The 16,315-nt window shown below is 61.6% G+C and carries 15 protein-coding genes and 1 tRNA gene; 6 read left to right on the top strand and 10 right to left on the bottom strand.

The window, feature by feature from the left end; all coding sequences use genetic code 11:
* Positions 1-16: 16 nt before the first annotated feature.
* Both RI518_RS02560 and dnaK read right to left on the bottom strand, forming a co-directional pair.
* Complete coding sequence (locus RI518_RS02560) at positions 17-649, bottom strand: nucleotide exchange factor GrpE (protein WP_310672182.1); 633 nt, start codon at positions 647-649, stop codon at positions 17-19.
* The gene (dnaK, locus tag RI518_RS02555; protein ID WP_310672181.1) at positions 649-2,550 is read right to left on the bottom strand and encodes a molecular chaperone DnaK; all 1,902 of its coding nucleotides are present in this window, start codon (positions 2,548-2,550) and stop codon (positions 649-651) included. The genes RI518_RS02560 and dnaK overlap by 1 nt, the downstream gene beginning before the upstream one ends.
* 209 nt (positions 2,551-2,759) lie before the next feature.
* Here dnaK and RI518_RS02550 point away from each other — a divergent pair, with 209 nt between their 5' ends.
* Entirely contained in the window at positions 2,760-4,166 is a 1,407-nt protein-coding gene (locus RI518_RS02550; RefSeq protein ID WP_310672180.1) for an MFS transporter, read from the top strand.
* A 102-nt stretch (positions 4,167-4,268) separates the two neighbouring features.
* Here the strand turns inward: RI518_RS02550 and RI518_RS02545 are convergent, their stop codons facing one another.
* From RI518_RS02545 to RI518_RS02525, 5 genes are read right to left on the bottom strand one after another with little or no spacing between them, the layout of a single operon-like run.
* Positions 4,269-5,150, bottom strand: coding sequence for a prenyltransferase (locus RI518_RS02545; protein ID WP_310689263.1), 882 nt, complete (start codon positions 5,148-5,150; stop codon positions 4,269-4,271).
* Entirely contained in the window at positions 5,147-5,479 is a 333-nt protein-coding gene (locus RI518_RS02540; RefSeq protein WP_310672178.1) for a lycopene cyclase domain-containing protein, read from the bottom strand. Before RI518_RS02540 ends, RI518_RS02545 begins: the two co-directional genes overlap by 4 nt.
* Positions 5,476-5,802 (bottom strand): lycopene cyclase domain-containing protein, encoded by a 327-nt coding sequence (locus RI518_RS02535; protein WP_310672177.1) that lies wholly within the window; start codon positions 5,800-5,802, stop codon positions 5,476-5,478. The genes RI518_RS02540 and RI518_RS02535 overlap by 4 nt, the downstream gene beginning before the upstream one ends.
* 9 nt (positions 5,803-5,811) lie before the next feature.
* Positions 5,812-7,401 carry a phytoene desaturase family protein gene (crtI, locus tag RI518_RS02530; protein WP_310689262.1) on the bottom strand — a complete coding sequence of 530 codons (1,590 nt, stop codon included), beginning with the start codon at positions 7,399-7,401 and terminating at the stop codon, positions 5,812-5,814.
* Positions 7,398-8,306 carry a phytoene/squalene synthase family protein gene (locus tag RI518_RS02525; protein ID WP_310672175.1) on the bottom strand — a complete coding sequence of 303 codons (909 nt, stop codon included), beginning with the start codon at positions 8,304-8,306 and terminating at the stop codon, positions 7,398-7,400. The genes crtI and RI518_RS02525 overlap by 4 nt, the downstream gene beginning before the upstream one ends.
* An 87-nt stretch (positions 8,307-8,393) precedes the next feature.
* Here RI518_RS02525 and idi point away from each other — a divergent pair, with 87 nt between their 5' ends.
* Positions 8,394-8,954 carry an isopentenyl-diphosphate Delta-isomerase gene (gene idi / locus RI518_RS02520; protein WP_310672174.1) on the top strand — a complete coding sequence of 187 codons (561 nt, stop codon included), beginning with the start codon at positions 8,394-8,396 and terminating at the stop codon, positions 8,952-8,954.
* Here the strand turns inward: idi and dcd are convergent.
* Positions 8,921-9,511: a dCTP deaminase gene (gene dcd, locus RI518_RS02515; RefSeq protein WP_310689261.1), complete on the bottom strand. Its 591-nt coding sequence runs from the start codon at positions 9,509-9,511 to the stop codon at positions 8,921-8,923. The genes idi and dcd overlap by 34 nt on opposite strands.
* A gap of 46 nt (positions 9,512-9,557) precedes the next feature.
* Here dcd and RI518_RS02510 point away from each other — a divergent pair.
* Positions 9,558-9,631: transfer RNA gene (locus RI518_RS02510), tRNA-Gly, on the top strand.
* A 29-nt stretch (positions 9,632-9,660) separates the two neighbouring features.
* Here RI518_RS02510 and RI518_RS02505 read toward each other — a convergent pair.
* On the bottom strand, positions 9,661-10,959 hold the full coding sequence (locus tag RI518_RS02505; RefSeq protein WP_310689260.1) for an AAA family ATPase: 1,299 nt from the start codon (positions 10,957-10,959) through the stop codon (positions 9,661-9,663).
* A gap of 66 nt (positions 10,960-11,025) precedes the next feature.
* Here RI518_RS02505 and RI518_RS02500 point away from each other — a divergent pair, with 66 nt between their 5' ends.
* Positions 11,026-11,964, top strand: coding sequence for a hypothetical protein (locus RI518_RS02500; protein ID WP_310672171.1), 939 nt, complete (start codon positions 11,026-11,028; stop codon positions 11,962-11,964).
* A gap of 44 nt (positions 11,965-12,008) precedes the next feature.
* Here the strand turns inward: RI518_RS02500 and RI518_RS02495 are convergent, their stop codons facing one another.
* The gene (locus RI518_RS02495) at positions 12,009-14,030 is read right to left on the bottom strand and encodes a cytochrome c oxidase assembly protein (RefSeq protein ID WP_310689259.1); all 2,022 of its coding nucleotides are present in this window, start codon (positions 14,028-14,030) and stop codon (positions 12,009-12,011) included.
* Positions 14,031-14,139: 109 nt separating this feature from the next.
* Here RI518_RS02495 and RI518_RS02490 point away from each other — a divergent pair, with 109 nt between their 5' ends.
* Both RI518_RS02490 and RI518_RS02485 read left to right on the top strand, forming a co-directional pair.
* A complete protein-coding gene (locus RI518_RS02490) occupies positions 14,140-15,108 on the top strand; it encodes a quinone oxidoreductase (protein WP_310689258.1) in 969 nt (322 codons plus the stop codon).
* A gap of 46 nt (positions 15,109-15,154) precedes the next feature.
* The coding region (locus RI518_RS02485; RefSeq protein WP_310689257.1) for a hypothetical protein at positions 15,155-16,315 on the top strand (1,161 nt) is incomplete at its 3' end.

The following is a 16,315-nucleotide window of genomic DNA, read 5'->3' as shown; positions in this document are numbered from 1 at the left end:
CTGCCGCTGCGCGCGGTTATTTGTCGTCTTCTTCGCTGGGCGCCGCCGGCGGTGAGGACACTGCCACTTTGGCCGGCCTGATGAGACGCTCGCCCAGCTGGTAACCCACTTCGATGACGTCGGCGACCGTGTCGAGGGTGACCTCGTCAGAGGGCATGTGCACCATGGCTTCGTGGATGGCGGGATCAAACGCTTCCCCGACAGTGCCCACCGGAATCATTCCGTAACGCTCGAAGGACTGGCGCACCTTCTGGGAGACAATCTCTAAAGGTGTTCCGGCCAGGTCACCGTGTTTTTCGGCACGGTCTAAATCGTCAATGGCGGGCAGCAGTGAGCGAATGACCTCCACGATGATCGCCTCCCGGTTGGATTGACGGTCGCGCTCCACGCGGGAGCGAAAGTTGGCGAGTTCGGCTTCGGCTCTCGCCGCCCGTTCCCGGTATTCGCCCACCAGGTCGCGCTCCGCCTCGTCGAGGATTTCGAGGTCCTCGTCGTCCAAGGCTTCCGGTTCGCCCTCCGGAGAGGGGGACCTGACGTCCCCCGTCTCCGGGTCGATTCGGCGCTTATCGTTGACGACCGTTTCTTCGTGCTCTTCAGGCTCCTGATCGCGTCCCTTATCCTCGGGGCCTTTATCGCTGCGCTTCGCCATTACTTCTTATCGTCCGACTTCTTGTCGTCTGACTTCTTGTCGTCTGACTTTTTCTTATCCGATGTGTCGTCTGGTTCATCGTCGACGACCTCGGCATCGACGATGGTCTCGTCCGACTCGTCCTCGGCGGCGCCTTCTGCAGCGGATTCGTCACCCGACTGGTAAAGGGCTTCGCCGAGTTTTGTCTGGCTGGCGGCGAGAGTGTCGGAGGCTTTTTGGACCGCGTCTTCGTCGTCACCGGCCAGGGCGCTCTTGAGCGCATCGACGTCGGCACGCACTTCAGACTTGACGTCTTCGGGGAGTTTCTCGTCGTTGTCGGTGAGAATCTTCTCCACCGAGTAGGCGAGCTGTTCGGCGTTGTTGCGGGCTTCTGCCGCCTCACGCCGCTTCTTGTCCTCTTCGGCGTGCTCTTCGGCATCGCGCACCATCCGCTCGATGTCTTCTTCCGCGAGCGAGCTTCCACCGGTGATGGTCATCGACTGTTCTGTGCCGGTGCCTTTATCGGTGGCGCTCACGTGCACAATGCCGTTCGCGTCGATATCGAAGGTCACTTCGACCTGGGGAACACCCCGCGGAGCAGGCGCGATTCCGGTCAGTTCGAAGGTTCCCAGCTGTTTGTTGTCCCTGGTGAACTCGCGCTCACCCTGGAACACCTGAATCGATACGGAGGGCTGGTTGTCTTCTGCCGTGGTGAACGTTTCACTGCGCTTGGTCGGAATCGCGGTGTTGCGCTCGATCAGCTTGGTCATGATGCCGCCCTTGGTTTCGATTCCGAGGCTCAGCGGCGTGACGTCGATCAGCAGAACGTCTTTACGCTCACCCTTCAACACACCGGCCTGGAGGGCGGCACCGACGGCGACCACTTCGTCGGGGTTGACCGACTTATTGGGTTCTTTCCCGCCGGTGAGTTCGGTGACCAGCGTGGTCACGGCGGGCATCCGGGTGGAGCCACCGACGAGGACGACGTGGGCGATGTCGGCGACTTTCACGCCGGCTTCTTTGATCACGTCTTGGAAGGGCTTGCGGGTGCGCTCCAGGAGGTCCGCGGTGAGCTCTTCGAACTTGGAGCGCGAGAGTGTCTCGTCCAGGTTCGCCGGGCCGGACTCGGTCAGCGACAGGTAGGGCAGCTGAATTTGGGCCTGGGTAGAACCGGAGAGTTCCTTCTTGGCCTGTTCGGCGGCTTCCTTCAGGCGCTGCTTGGCGATCTTGTCTTCGGAGATGTCGACTCCGGTGGTCTCTTTGAAGCGCCCGGCGAGGTAGTCCATCACGCGGTGGTCCCAGTCGTCGCCACCGAGGCGGTTGTCACCGGCGGTCGAGCGCACCTGGATGGTGGAAAACTCGTCGTCTTTTCCGACTTCGAGCAGGCTGACGTCGAAGGTTCCCCCACCGAGGTCGAACACGAGAATCAGTTCGTCTTCTTTGCCCTTGTCTAGACCGTAGGCGAGCGCCGCAGCGGTGGGTTCGTTGATAATGCGCAGGACGTTCAGGCCGGCGATTTCGCCGGCTTCTTTGGTCGCTTGACGCTCGGCGTCGTTGAAGTAGGCGGGGACGGTGATGACGGCGTCGGTCACCGCTTCACCGAGGTACTGCTCGGCGTCGCGCTTGAGCTTTTGCAGGATGCGCGCGGAAATTTCCTGCGGCGTGTACTTCTTGTCGTCGATTTGAGTGGTCCAGTCGGTTCCCATGTGGCGCTTCACCGACGAGATGGTGCGCTCCACGTTGGTCACGGCCTGGCGCTTGGCGGTTTCTCCGACGAGAACTTCGCCGTCTTTGGTGAAGGCCACCACTGAGGGGGTGGTCCGAAACCCTTCCGCGTTGGAAATTACGGTGGGCTCGCCACCTTCGAGAACTGAGACCACCGAGTTGGTGGTTCCGAGGTCAATTCCTACTGCACGGGACATCTACTGTGCTCCTTTTATGTCGTGGGGCCGACAATCTGAGTCGGCACGCCTCAAGTTTGCATAATCCCCGCAGATTCGTCAAGTCACGGCCGCTAAATATGAGCCTCCGCGGCTCATATTTCGCCACCAGCGGACGGCCAGACGGAGTGTTACCGAGAATTTCACCCCTCCTTTCGAATTTGACCCCCGGGTTGACTACGGTGGGAACTATGAGCGCCCCTGGGGAGGGTAATCCTCCGCGCAACATTCCCCCGGCAGTAACCGCTGACGTCCTGCCGGTCATGGGGCTGACGGCACACGACGGGGTGAAAATCCCCAGAGGTCGAATCTTCGCCTGGGCGCTGTGGGACTGGGCCACCCAACCCTTCGCGACCGTGATCACCACGTTTGTCTTCTCCGTGTACCTCACCTCGGAGCTGTTTCTCCCCGAAGACATCCGGGCTTTGGGCAGTGGCGCCGAATACGACTTGGCCCTGTCGGTACTCTCCCGGGACCTGGGGATCGCGATTGCCCTTGCCGGGGTCGCCGTCGCCATCCTGGCCCCGGTGCTCGGCCAAAGAGCCGATCGCAGCGGCCGGCGAAAGCGCCTTCTGGCGGTGAACACGGCGCTCTTAATCGCCGTCCAAGCGAGCCTGTTTTTCACCACCGTCGAGCCGAACATGTTCGTCTTCGGCATCACCATGGTCGCGGTGGGAAATATTTTTTCCGAAATCGCCAACGTGAACTACAACGCGCTGATTACCCAGGTGGCTACCCCCAAGACGGTCGGCAGCGTGAGCGGACTCGGTTGGGGTTTTGGTTACCTGGGCGGCATCAGCATGTTGCTCGTGTCCTACTTCGGCTTCATCGAATTTGACCTCTTAGGCCTGGGCTCCGAAAACGGCCTCGACATTCGCGCCATCGCGGTGGCGTGTGCGGTGTGGACCGTGGTTTTTGCCATCCCGATCCTGCTCGTCGTCCCCGAAGTAGCGCCCGCAGAGGGACTGGCGAAGACCGGTTTCTTCGCCAGCTACCGCATCCTCTTTCGCGACGTCGCCCAGCTATATCGCAGCGCACCCACCACCTTCTGGTTTCTCTTCGCCAGTGCCATCTTCCGCGACGGCCTCGCCGGTGTGTTCACCTTCGGCGGGGTACTCGCCGCGATCACTTTCGGTTTTTCGACCACCGAAGTCCTGATCTTCGGCATCGTCGCGAACCTCGTCGCCGGACTATCGACCATGGCAGCCGGGAAACTAGACGACTGGTTTGGCCCCCGAGCGGTCATCATCGGATCGTTGGCGCTCCTGCTGGGCTCCGGCACGGCGCTGTTTTTCTCCCGCGACGCGGGTCCCCTCGCCTTTTGGATCGGAGGGTTAGTCCTCGGTGCCTCGGTCGGACCGGCCCAGGCCGCCGCCCGGTCCTTTCTCGCCCGGGTGACCCCTGCCGGACAGGAGGGACAAATCTTTGGCCTCTACGCCACAACGGGCAGGGCGGTGAGCTTTCTCACCCCCACGCTGTGGTCACTGTTCATCGCCATCGGCGGAGCACAGTATTGGGGGATTCTGGGGATCATGGTTGTCCTGGCCGTGGGCCTGGTCCTGATGATCCTGGTGAAACTGCCCGCGCACGTCCGCTGAGGCACGTCCACTGAGGAACCTGCGCTGAGGCACGCCCGCTGAGGTACGTCCGCTGAGGATCGGGGCGCACGAGCCCGGCGGCCCGTTGGACCCCTGCAGGATCTAGCCGGGTAGATACCCGGCGTTAATACCCACCAGGGTGACCACGGCGCCGGCGAAAAAATTGATGCCCAAAAACCAACGCCAGCCGCCGTGGGCGCGGCGCGCAGTCTGATCGGTAATCGTGACAAAGGGGAGCACGGCGGCCAGGTAGGGCAGGGCAATAATCGCGGTGAGGCTAATGGGCCACGGGCTCAACAGCATCAACCCACCGGCGAGGCCGTAGAGGGCGACTGCGAACCAGACGGCCGAGCGGGCACCCCAAATGGTCGCGACCGAGCCGATTCCCGCCTCCCGATCAGAAATCACATCCTGGACGGCGCCAAAGGCGTGCGAGCCCATGCCCCACAGGAAAAACGCGAGCAGCACCAGCGTTGCCGTCTGACCGAGCGGCTCCCCAGCCCACAGCCCGCCACCCAAAGCCAGGCCGTAGAGGGCGGGTGAGACAAAGTGCACACTCGAGGTCACCGAATCGAGGCCCGGTATTTCCTTAAACCGCAGCGGGGGCGTCGAATAGGCCACCACGCTAAAAAGCGACAGCGCCAACACCACCCACGAGGGCCACTGGCCCTGAAATACCAACCAGACGACGAAGGGCGCCGCGAGGAGTGTGGACGTGACGAGCATCACGCGGTGCAGGGCGGGCGGTAGCAGAGCGCCCTCGGCACCGCCCTTTCGGGGGTTTCGCACATCGGATTCGTAATCGAAAACGTCATTGATGCCATACATCAAGACGTTGTAGGGGATGAGGAAAAACACCGAACCGACCAGCAGTCGCCAATCGACGCTCTGCGTGCTCACGTAGTAGGCCACAGCGAACGGAAACGCGGTGTTCACCCAGCTGAGCGGCCTGGAGCTCAGCACCAACGACCGCAGAGCCGTCACGACGAACCCGAGCGCTTGGCCAGCATCGTCCACACGGCCGGAACAATCAGCGCCGCCGCCACGGTGTAGGCAAAGTCCTCCAGCGGGGCAACACCCAAGCGAACACCGGAGATTTTTCCGGGGTCGTAGTCGACAATGCCAAAGCCAATGATGGCGTTGTCAAACACCGCCGTGAGGACCAAGACCACCGCGAGGGCGGCGAGCATCGCGCGAAAATGGGGGCCAGGCTGTCTGCCGTCCCCCTTCTGCAGCCTCGGCCACAGTGCGGCCACCACCGCGATGATCAGGGCGGCGAGGAGAAACCAGATGTTGATCAACCAGTAGGTCATCGCTTCGCCCTCGCAAAAAATCGCTCAAAGCCCAGATACGACAGTAGCGTGACGTAACCCAGGAGGGTCAAGAAAAACACTTCCTCCAGGGGTAGCTCCGGGCCGATCAGAAGCCCGGTTTGGTAGGGACCACCGCCCCGGAAAAAGACCCCTTCGGCAATTCCCACCACATCCCAGACCAGAAAAAAGGCGACTACGACGACCAGCGTGATCAGGGTGCGCGCAATCTCTCCCCCAAAAAGGGCCAATCGGTGTCGTTTGTCGATGAGACCAAGGCCCAACAGCGACACCACTAACGCGGTGAGATACGCAAAGCTCAACACCGGGGCGCCCTACGCGTGCTGTGGCACCAGGGGCTCTGGCAGCGCAGTCGTCGACGTGTCACCGCGCAGGCGCTTCAGCATCACTTCGGCAGAAATGATGCACATCGGCAACCCGATGCCGGGAATGGTCGAACTGCCCGCGTAATACAGACCGTCGACTTTCTTGCTGACGTTTCCTGTCCGAAACAGCGCACTCTGGGTCAAGGTGTGGGCGGGTCCCAGCGCGGAGCCCATCCACGCGTTCACGTGAGATTCGAAATCGGCTGGGCCGACGCTTCGGCGCAGCACAATGCGCTCCGCCAAATCTTTAGCGCCACTCCAGCGGGCGATTTGTTCGATCGCGCGGTCGGCCACCTGCTCCACCGCGGGATCACCCTCGCCGTCCATCCCGCCTTTACCCATCGACACGTCAGCGGGCATGGGAACCAGGACAAACAGGTTGGTGTGTCCCTCTGGGGCGACATCGGGGTCAATCACGCTGGGTTTGCAGACATACAGCGAGGCGGGGTCTGGAATCTGGGGTGGAGTGGCGAAAATTTTCCCGAAACTGCCCTCCCAGTCTTCGGTGAAAAACAGGCTGTGGTGGAGAAGCTCCGGCACTTCGCCCTTCACTCCCAAATACAACAGCACCGCGGAGGGTCCCGCGGTGCGCTTTTTCCAGTAGCGCTCACCGTAGGTTTGCTCGGCTGTATCCAGCAGGGTGGTCTCGGTGTGGTGCAGATCAGCACCGGAGACGACCAGATCGGCCTCGACCCGGTGGACCACCCCGTCGCTGTCGTGATAGTTCACCGCGCTGACCCGTGGTTTACCCGAGCTCTTGTCGGTCTCAATTCCGGTCACCCGGGAATTGAGGCGTAAATCGACCCCGTGGTCGACGGCGATGTCTTTAATCGACTCCATCACCCGGTTAAATCCCCCCTGGGCGTAGAGCACACCGTCTTCCAGATCGAGGTGGCTCATCAGGTGGAACATGGCGGGCGCCAAATAGGGACTCGATCCTAAAAACACGGCCGGGTAGCCAAGAATTTGCCGAGCCCGGTGCGACTTCACGTGCTTGGAGGCGAAATTCCAGATCGGCGTGGTCAGCAGTCGATACAGGGTTGTGACCCGCTTGAGCACCTCGCCGACAAACAGCGGCCGCAAATCTTGGAAGGAGGTAAAGAGGAAATACTTTTTGGCGATCTCGTAAGTTTCTTTCGCCGAATCGAGGTAGCGCTCCATCGCGGGCCTCGAACCGGGCTCCAAAGACTCAAACATGTCGAGGTTTGACTCCCGGTCGCCCATCACGTCGACCGACTCGGCCGCCTGGCCATCCTCTGGTTCGAAGTAGACGCGGTAGGCGGGGTCTAGGCGCTGCAAGTCCAACACTTCGGCCGCGCTCGTGCCCATCAGTTTGTAAAAGTGGTCAAAGACTTCCGGCATCAAATACCAGGACGGCCCGGTATCGAAGCGGAAACCGTCTTTTTCCCAGTTGCCCGCACGACCCCCCACGTGATCCAAGGCTTCGAGCAGCACCACGTCGTAGCCGTCTTTTGCCAACAGGGACGCGGAGGCCAAACCACCCATGCCGGCGCCGATTACGACCACTCGCTGTGTCATGCCTTTGTCCTTTTCTCGTGTCGCCATTTACCACCGGGGAGCCATCCCGCCGCCACCGCGAGCGCGAGCTGCGCTTTCCGGGCGCTGGGCACACTGACTCGGTGGGTCAAGAGTTTGTCGGCGGGTGTCTGGCGCAGTTTCACACCCAGTTCATCGAAGAGCGCCTGAGCGAGTCCGACCGCTTTTCTCGATCCCGCCGGTAGCAGCGGCAGCGCCCTGGCCGATTCGGCCAGGTCCTCATCGATGTCATCGAGCAGGCGGTTTTTCGTCTCCTCGTCCATCGAATCGGGGGTCACGCCGGGGAAGTAGCTTCGACCCAGAGCGTCAAAATCGACCGCCAGGTCGCGCAAAAAATTGACCTTTTGAAAGGCCGCACCCAGTGCCCGCGCACCGGAGACCATCTGTTCGTGTTGAGCCTCGGTGTAGTCGCGATCTTTCACGAACGCTTTCAGGCACATCAGCCCGACCACTTCGGCCGAGCCGTAGACGTAGCGGGAGAAGCTCTCCTCGTCGTGGGTGGTCTCGGACAGGTCCGCGCGCATCGACTGGAAGAACGGTGTGGTGAGCTCCGAGGTGATTCCCACGTGTCTGGCCGAGTGGGCGAACGCGTGGACGATGAGGTTGGTGCTGTAGCCGGTTTCCATTGCCCGCTCGGTGTCGGCTTCCAGTCGATCGAGCATTTGGCCCGCCTCGGCCGCGTCGATTCCCGCTTCACCGGCGACCCCATCGACGACTTCGTCGGCGAGGCGCACCAGAGAGTAGATGTTTTCGATGTGTCGGCGACAGGGCGCCTCGAGTAAACGGGAAGCGAGACCGAATGACGTCGAGTAGAGCCGAATGACCCCGGAGGCGGTCTCTTCTGCCGCTTTGGTATAAAGGTCAATTCGAGTGTCTAATTGCGTCATCGACACTGACCTTTCTCTCCTGCGTGGCTAGGCTCAATACTGTCAGGACAATCCCGAAACAGGACGCCACCAACTGAAGGGTAGCGCGTGGAGAAAACAGAATCCTCCGAGCAGGTCGTATTGGTCGACGACCACGGCCAATCCATCGGCGTCGCCGATAAAGCCACCGTGCACAGTGCCGACACCCCCCTCCACCTCGCCTTCTCCTGCCACATCTTCAACCGAGACGGCCACGTGTTAATGACCAGGCGCGCACTGGGTAAAAAGACCTGGCCCGGTGTGTGGACCAACGCCGTGTGTGGCCACCCCGCACCCGGTGAAGACATGACCGATGCCGTCACCAGGCGGGTCCAACAAGAAATTGGTCTCGGCATTTCGCAGATACAACCGGCACTTCCCGACTTTCGCTACCGCGCGGTCGACGCCTCCGGCGTCGTCGAAAACGAAATATGTCCCGTCTTTATCGCCTACGCCGAATCCGACCCGCACCCGGCAGACGATGAAGTGGCCCAGTGGGAGTGGGTCGACCCGACGCAGTTAGCCCAGGCGGTCTCGGCGACGCCGTTTGCGTTTAGCCCGTGGCTGGTGATGCAACTCGACGCGTGGCCGGGTCGCTACGGGGTGGAGCCGGACACGTCGGTGCGGTGAAAATTCGCCGAGGAGCGTGACGCGGTCGGACCGCGCTGGCCCTGATAGCGACTGCCGTAGCGCGCCGAGCCATACGGGTGCTCCGCCGGAGACGAGAGCCGAAAGAAGCACAATTGCCCGATTTTCATTCCCGGCCACAGCGTGATCGGCAGGGTGGCCACGTTGGAGAGCTCCAGGGTGACGTGTCCAGAAAAGCCGGGGTCGATAAAGCCTGCCGTGGAGTGGGTGAGTAACCCCAGTCGGCCGAGCGAGCTTTTTCCTTCCAACCTGGCGGCCACATCATCGGGCAGGCTCACCACTTCGTAGGTGGCGCCCAGCACAAACTCGCCGGGGTGGAGCACAAACGATTCGGCGGGCTCTACTTCCACCAGTCGGGTCAGATCGGGCTGGTCGATTGCCGGATCGATGTGCTGATATTTGTGGTTATCAAAGAGCCGGAAAAACCGATCCAGTCGCACATCAACGCTGGAGGGTTGGACCATGGATTCGTCCCACGGGTCGAGAACGACCCGTTGTGCGCTGACCTCAGCGCGAATGTCACCATCCGATAAGAGCACAAAGACAGCCTAGTAGACTGCTTCCCACCAGCTGCGGCTGGTGCCGGCGAGTGTAGTTCAATGGTAGAACTTCAGCTTCCCAAGCTGATAGCGCGGGTTCGATTCCCGTCACTCGCTCCACATCTGCCAGAAGGCTGTGCCTGCTGCTGTCACCACAGGGCGTGGGCCTCATTCGACGCGGTGGCGAAAAACCGTTTCACGTCCCCGTCGACGATGATGTCGGAGGGTTTCAGCGGCCTGGCGAGGTGTAGCCCTTCGAGGCTTGTCAGCCGGGAGAAGGCCACATAGGTCTGTCCGGCGGCAAACGCCCTGGGGCCCAAATCAATGATGGCCCGGTCGAGGGTTTTTCCTTGGGCTTTGTGAATGGTGACCGCCCAGGCCAGGCGCAACGGAAACTGGGTGAACTCGGCGACCACGTCGCTGGTGATCTCTTTCGTCCCCGAGTTGTATTCGTAGCGAATTTTTTCCCAGGTGACCGGCTCCACCTCCACCGAATCACCGTCGATGTTCACCGTCACCGTGTCGGCAATATCCTCCACGACCCCCAAAGAACCATTGACCCAGCGCGGCCCCTGATCGCTCCCGGTGTCGTTTCGTAAAAACATCACCTGCGCCCCCGGCTTCAACGCCAGTTCTTCATCGGCGGGAAACTGTCGAGACTTACCAAAGTCTCCCTCGATGTCAGCCACCGCAATCTGGGTCTGGCCGGAGAGTGCCTCGAGGCGGTTGTGGTTGATTCGACGAACCGTCTCATTGGTGGTCGCCAACGTAATCGTGTCGGGGTCATCCGGGGGAATCGAGCCTCGTTCGTTCAGCATCCGGCCGGTATCCGGATCGAGACTGCCGTCTCGAAGCGAATTCAACACCGCTTGAAACGCGGGGTCAGCTTGGCGAAAGACGGTGTCCAATACCACCGTGCGAAGGCCCGCCTGGTCCCACACTCGGGCGTCAAAAAACCAGGCGGAATCGTAACGATCGCGGTAATACTGTTTTTCGGTGTCGCCGCTCACCACAGGGGCCAACTGATACAAATCCCCGAACATAATCAGCTGTACTCCACCGAAGGGCACCGTTTTTCGTCCCTTGGCCTGTCGAAGCCGCCGATCGATGGCGTCCAACATGTCCGAGCTCACCATCGAGACCTCGTCGATGACGAGTGCATCGGCAGCGCGCAGCATCTGCAGGACCTCTTTGGGACAAAAACCCAAATCCCGGTCGCCGATGATGCCAAGGGGTAGTCGAAGCAGAGAATGCAGAGTCTGGCCGCCCACCGCCAAGGCGGCGACGCCGGTAGGGGCCGCAACGACCACCTGCTTATCGGTCTGTTCGACAAAGGCGTGCAGGAGCGTGGTTTTGCCCGTCCCCGCAGGACCCGTAATAAACACGTGGTCAAAACTGGACTCCAACAGGGCGAGGATGTCCTCGTTCTGGTCCGCCGCAGTGGTCATGGTCTCCCGACTCTTGCCTGTGACCAGGCTACCGGGGTTGGTCCCCGCGCTTCTTAGACTGGGGTGATGAGGCGAGTCATCATCACCTGGTCGATCGCCCTCGCGGGTGTGGTCTCTGTGTGGCTGGGCGGGCTCTCCTGGCTAAACCACACCGTCTACTCGGCAGAAGCCGTCGTGACCGACTATCTCGAGACGCTAGAAGCCGGTGATGTTCCCGCCGCGAGCGCCCTCGCGGGCCTGGAGCGCACCCCACTGGTCTTCCCCGATGCCGACACTCTGCCCTCCCAGATCACCATCAGCGGTGTTCAGGACACCCAGGACGGTCGGGTCCTCGTGAGAAGCGAGTATCAACTGGACGGAAATACTGAATCGTCGGTGTTTACCCTCTCTGGTGCGCCGCGCCTGTGGGGGCTTTTTGACCAGTGGGAGTTTTCGCTACCCCCCACCGCGACAATCGACACCACCCTCAGTGGCCTCGACCAGGTGCGCATTTCTGGGACGGGTCTAGACCACGAAGGCTCACTGGAGACCGAGGTGTTAGTCCCCGGCTACTACACGGTCGATGCTCGCAGCCAGTGGCTGGAAACCGAGGTCTACAGCACTGTGCTGTCAGAGCCCGCCTCGACGTGGTCACTCGAGTTACGCGCGAGCCCCACCAGCGCCCTACTCGATGAGGTCCATTCGGCGGTGGCCGAATACCTCGGGGAGTGTGCGCTTCGAGAAGTACTCCAACCCTCCTCGTGCCCGTTTGGCGTTCAACTTACTGACCGGCTCTACACACTGCCCGAGTGGTCCATTAGCCAACCGCCCGCCGTGTCTCTCGAACCCACAGACGATCACTACACCTGGAACATGGTGGCACTGGGCGGCCGGGCCACCATCAACGCCACCGTGCAGTCACTATTCGACGGTTCGCTGCGCTCCTACGAAGAAGTCGTCGCTTTCGGCCTCACCGGCGACGTCACCGGTCTGGACACCGACTCCCCTGCGCTGAGAATTGACTAGGGCCAAGAACCGACTAGGGCCACGAATCGACCGGGGCGAGGTTCTCAGCGCGCCCCGCGGCGCTCGGCGACTCGTTGGTCGTGCTCGGCGCGCTCCTGCAACATCGCGTTGTAGGCCTGGAGTTCGGCGTCGTCGTCGCGATCGGCACGCCGGTCGCGACGCTTTTGCTCGCGCTCATCTCCCCGACTCCACGCCCAGGTGACCAAAATCGCGAGCACGAGGGTCGGAATCTCGCCCAACCCCCAGGCCAACTCACCACCCTGCTGTTGGTCTTCTAACGGTGGGAGTCCCCACTCGCGTCCCATCGCGCCAAACCATTCGGGCACCAGAAGCGCCTCGCCCATGATGAGGCCTAACCCGAAGAAAGCGTGGAAGGCCATCGTGGCCAACACGATGACTAACCGGAGGGGATATACGGGACGGTGCGGGTGGGGGTCACCGTCGACCAACACTTGGGCAAACAGGTAGCCGCTGAGCAGAAAGTGCAGCGTCATCCACACGTGACCGAGGTGATCTTCTACCGCCCAGGCGAACAGTGGCGAGTAGTAAAACACGATCAGCGACACGGCAAACAGTGGTGCCGCGACCAGGGGGTGTCCAATGATGCCCAAATAGCGCGAATTCACGGCCGTGAGAATCCACTCTCTGGGACCCCTCGAGCCATCTTTTCGCACCTCGATGGCCCGGGCGGCCAACGTGACGGGAGTGGCCAGCACCCACAGCAGCGGAATGGCCATACTGAGAATCATGTGGGCGACCATGTGCACGCTGAAGAGAAACACCCCGTAGACGTAGAGTCCCGAACTGGTGGTGAAGAACAACAGTGCCATCCCCGAGAACCAAAACAGGGTTTTACTGATCGGCCAGTGGTCACCGCGGGCCCGCAAGCGCCGCACCCCCTCCAGGTAGAACGCGGTGCCCATCACCGCGATCAGTGCCCACAACAAATCCAACTCCCAGACGGTAAACACCCTGGTCCAGTCAAACTCTGGCGGTAGCGGTTTGCCGGTCAGATATTCCGCCGGTGTGGGAGCCAACTGTTCACTGGCGGGGGTCTCATCGACCGGTGTTTCTGTTCTCGCCAACGCGACAGCCAACCCGACCGCGACGCCCATCACCACCAGTTCTGCGGTGACGGTTCGCCACAGCGACCCCAGTGCACTCACACTTCCGGAAGACACGTTGTTGATGGTGCGCGTGCGATACCAGGCACCGGCGGCGATTAACACCGCGAGGGTGGCCGTCTTGGCGAGGACCAGTTGGCCATACGGCGTGGCCAGTTGCTCCACCGAACCCACCCGAATGTAGGCGTTTAGTATCCCGGATGAGGCCACAACGACGACGGAAATCAAGGCGATGCTCGAGAAGCGCTTCAGGGCAGCGACCAACAGCTCGGGTCGCCGCCGAAGAATGGTGAACACCATCGCGAAAGCGGCGAGACCACCCACCCAGAAACCGGTAAAGACGTAGTGCAAAAACGCGGACGTGAGGGCCTGGTTGTGGGAGGCGCTTCCGGCCGTGTGACCCAGTTCGGCCAGCGGCCACAGCGCGGCCACCGCCAAAACACCCGCGACAAAGACCGGTCCATAAGCCCGGGACGCGATGGAGACAATGGTGACAATCGCGGCCAGCAGGGTGGACATTAACCAGGCGCGACCAAACTCCGTCTCGGTAAAAAACAGTGCCAGCAGGTTTCCAAAACGGTCGCTCGCGGTGATCGGCTCCAAATACACCGACTGAAACGTGAGCAATGCCGCGAGCGCGCTCGAGACGCTCCAGGTCGCAGCCGACCAGCCCGCGATTTGCATTGTTTTCTCATAGGCGGGGTCGTCCTGGGGAAGGGCCAGGGCCGCAAAGAGCAGCGCTCCCAGGGTGAGCGAAGACGCTAAGCGGAGCACCAACATGGCCGCCGGCAGTCCGTAGCGCACCCCCACACCCGGGTCGACCACCAGAGGTGCAACGGCACCGCCACCCCACACCAAGCCGAACACGACTGCGGGAATACCGGCGAGCGCCAATACCGCCAGGGGAAGGCGGCTGGGTTGTGCCTGCACGGTTACGCTCACTCTTTTAGGTTAAGACACCCCGCTACACAACTGCCCGGAGCGGCGAGTCCGCACCGCTGGCCCTGATGGGGTGGCCCCGGTGCAGTGACGCTGGTGGGACAATGGTGCGATGCACGCAATACAGGTGTCACACACAGGCGGTCCGGACGTATTGGAATACGTCGAGGTCGAGACCCCGGAGGCCGGGGAGCACGACGTTGTCGTGAAGGCCCACGCCATTGGCGTGAACTACATCGACACATACCACCGCGAGGGTGCTTACCCACTCCCGTTACCGTTTACTCCCGGGCAAGAGGGTGCGGGAGAAATTACCCAGGTGGGCTCGGCAGTCGAGGGTTGGTCCGTTGGTGACCGGGTGTGTTGGGCAATGGTGGCGGGAAGCTACGCGGAATATGTTCGCGTCCCCACCGACGCACTCAACCGGATTCCGGAGTCGATTGATTTTTCCCAGGCGGCCGCCGCAATGCTGCAAGGACTCACCGCCCACTATCTCGCGACCAGCGTGTACCCGGTGGGAGCGGACACCACCGCGGTGGTTCATGCCGTGGCCGGCGGGGTCGGGCTGTTACTCACCCAAATGATTCGCACCAAAGGCGGGACGGTCATCGGGACCACCTCGAGTGCACAAAAAGCCCAGCGCGGACTCGACGCGGGAGCCGCCCACGTCATTCGCTACGACGAAGAACCGTGGGCGAAGCGGGTCGACGAGATCACGGACGGTCGCGGTGTAGATGTGGTCTACGACGGCGTCGGAAAAGATACTTTTGAGGACAGCCTGGGAAGCCTTCGACCGCGGGGAACACTCGCGCTTTATGGCGCCGCCAGTGGCCCAGTGCCGCCCTTTGACCTCCAGCGGCTAGGCGGCCTGGGGTCTTTGGTGGTGACCAGACCGACACTCGGTCATTTCATGGCCGATGCGAGCGAGCGGGCGTGGCGAACGGGTGAGCTATTTGCGGCCATCGAGTCGGGTCAGTTGGAGGTGAGCGTGGCGGCGACATTTCCTCTCGCCGATGCCGCCGGCGGCCACCGGGCCATCCAGTCCCGGGACTATTCGGGAAAAATTCTCCTCCTGCCCTAACGACACCCGCGGGGGTGTGAGCGAGAGGCCTGGATAGGCTGGGCGGGTGATCAAACGGCTTCGTGTTCTGCGCACTCGCCTTCTCGACTCTGCGAATGTGCTCAGCCACCGGGTGCGAGCAGTCTTTCGCGGACACCTAGCGACCCACGTGATTGTGACCGGCACTGACCTTCCGAGCCTCTATTTCCTGGTCGAAGAAATACGCCGAGTAGCACCGTCTCTGGGCCTCCCGGAACACCCGAGCGCGGCCAGTGCCCTGAAGGGAAACTTCCAGCCGGTCGTGTGGTCGTGGCACCCGGATGACATCACCCGCGCCGAAGAACTCACGGCGGATGTGGGCCGGTACCGACGCATTGTCGTCGTGGCCACCAGCGCGGATCCCCGCGATAGCGTCTGTGCGAGCGACGACCGGGTGCCACACCAATACGTGGATGGCTTTGATTACCGCTTCCGGTTCGGTCCCCGCGGAAAGAAGAGTCTCACCGGCCCGGGTGTGCTCGCCAGGATCGATGGCCTAGAGGCGTGGCGAAGCCACAGCGGGGCGACTCTGGTGACCATTGAGCGGGCTCAGCTCGAGTCCGAGCCTCGCGTCGCCATCGAGTCGATAAGAGACGGCCTCGGTGATGTGGGTCGACAGACTGAGGCGGCGCTCACGGCACTGATGGAGCACACCATTGCCATGACCCACCGGGCGTCCTGGACCGCTAATGACAAGAACACCAGACGCGCCATCCAGCAGATTCAGCTAAGCCCAGAGCTCGAATCCACAGCGGTGGAGATGGGCTATCCCAAAGCCGAAAATCTGGTGCCTAAGCGAGACCTCGTGGTGGACATCACGCCCGGCACGGTGATTGCTTTTCACACCCCGGATGAGGTTTACCGGGCCGAGGCGGCGAGGCTGAAGTCGACTCTTGACCGCCTGGGTTTGGACTATCACTTTTTTGAAGTCGAACCCGAAAAGAACTGGGTGCGCACCACACTGCTCAAGCCGTTATGGATGTCTCAAGCACGAGAGAGTCTTAGCGGCCCCCTCCTCTACATCGATGTCGACGCATTTGTCCACGAGGACCCATGGCGGTACCTCAGTCAGTACGACGGGGACCTCGCTGCCGTGTATAACGACGGGATCCTCAACAGTGCGACGATATGGATTAATGACACCGTTGGGGCGAGAACCATTCTCGAAAGGTGGGTCGATAAATCTGAC

The sequence above is a fragment of the Pontimonas sp. genome (assembly GCF_031581085.1).
Taxonomy (GTDB): Bacteria; Actinomycetota; Actinomycetes; order Actinomycetales; family Microbacteriaceae; genus Pontimonas.
This window is presented reverse-complemented; position numbering and strand designations above follow the sequence as displayed.

Excerpts from the sequence above, each read along its gene's own strand:
- RI518_RS02560 (WP_310672182.1), bottom strand. The coding sequence starts at position 649 with ATGGCGAAGCGCAGCGATAAAGGCCCCGAGGATAAGGGACGCGATCAG.
- dnaK (WP_310672181.1), bottom strand. The coding sequence starts at position 2,550 with ATGTCCCGTGCAGTAGGAATTGACCTCGGAACCACCAACTCGGTGGTC.
- RI518_RS02550 (WP_310672180.1), top strand. The coding sequence starts at position 2,760 with ATGAGCGCCCCTGGGGAGGGTAATCCTCCGCGCAACATTCCCCCGGCA.
- RI518_RS02540 (WP_310672178.1), bottom strand. The coding sequence starts at position 5,479 with ATGACCTACTGGTTGATCAACATCTGGTTTCTCCTCGCCGCCCTGATC.
- crtI (WP_310689262.1), bottom strand. The coding sequence starts at position 7,401 with ATGACACAGCGAGTGGTCGTAATCGGCGCCGGCATGGGTGGTTTGGCC.
- RI518_RS02525 (WP_310672175.1), bottom strand. The coding sequence starts at position 8,306 with ATGACGCAATTAGACACTCGAATTGACCTTTATACCAAAGCGGCAGAA.
- RI518_RS02505 (WP_310689260.1), bottom strand. The coding sequence starts at position 10,959 with ATGACCACTGCGGCGGACCAGAACGAGGACATCCTCGCCCTGTTGGAG.
- RI518_RS02500 (WP_310672171.1), top strand. The coding sequence starts at position 11,026 with ATGAGGCGAGTCATCATCACCTGGTCGATCGCCCTCGCGGGTGTGGTC.
- RI518_RS02490 (WP_310689258.1), top strand. The coding sequence starts at position 14,140 with ATGCACGCAATACAGGTGTCACACACAGGCGGTCCGGACGTATTGGAA.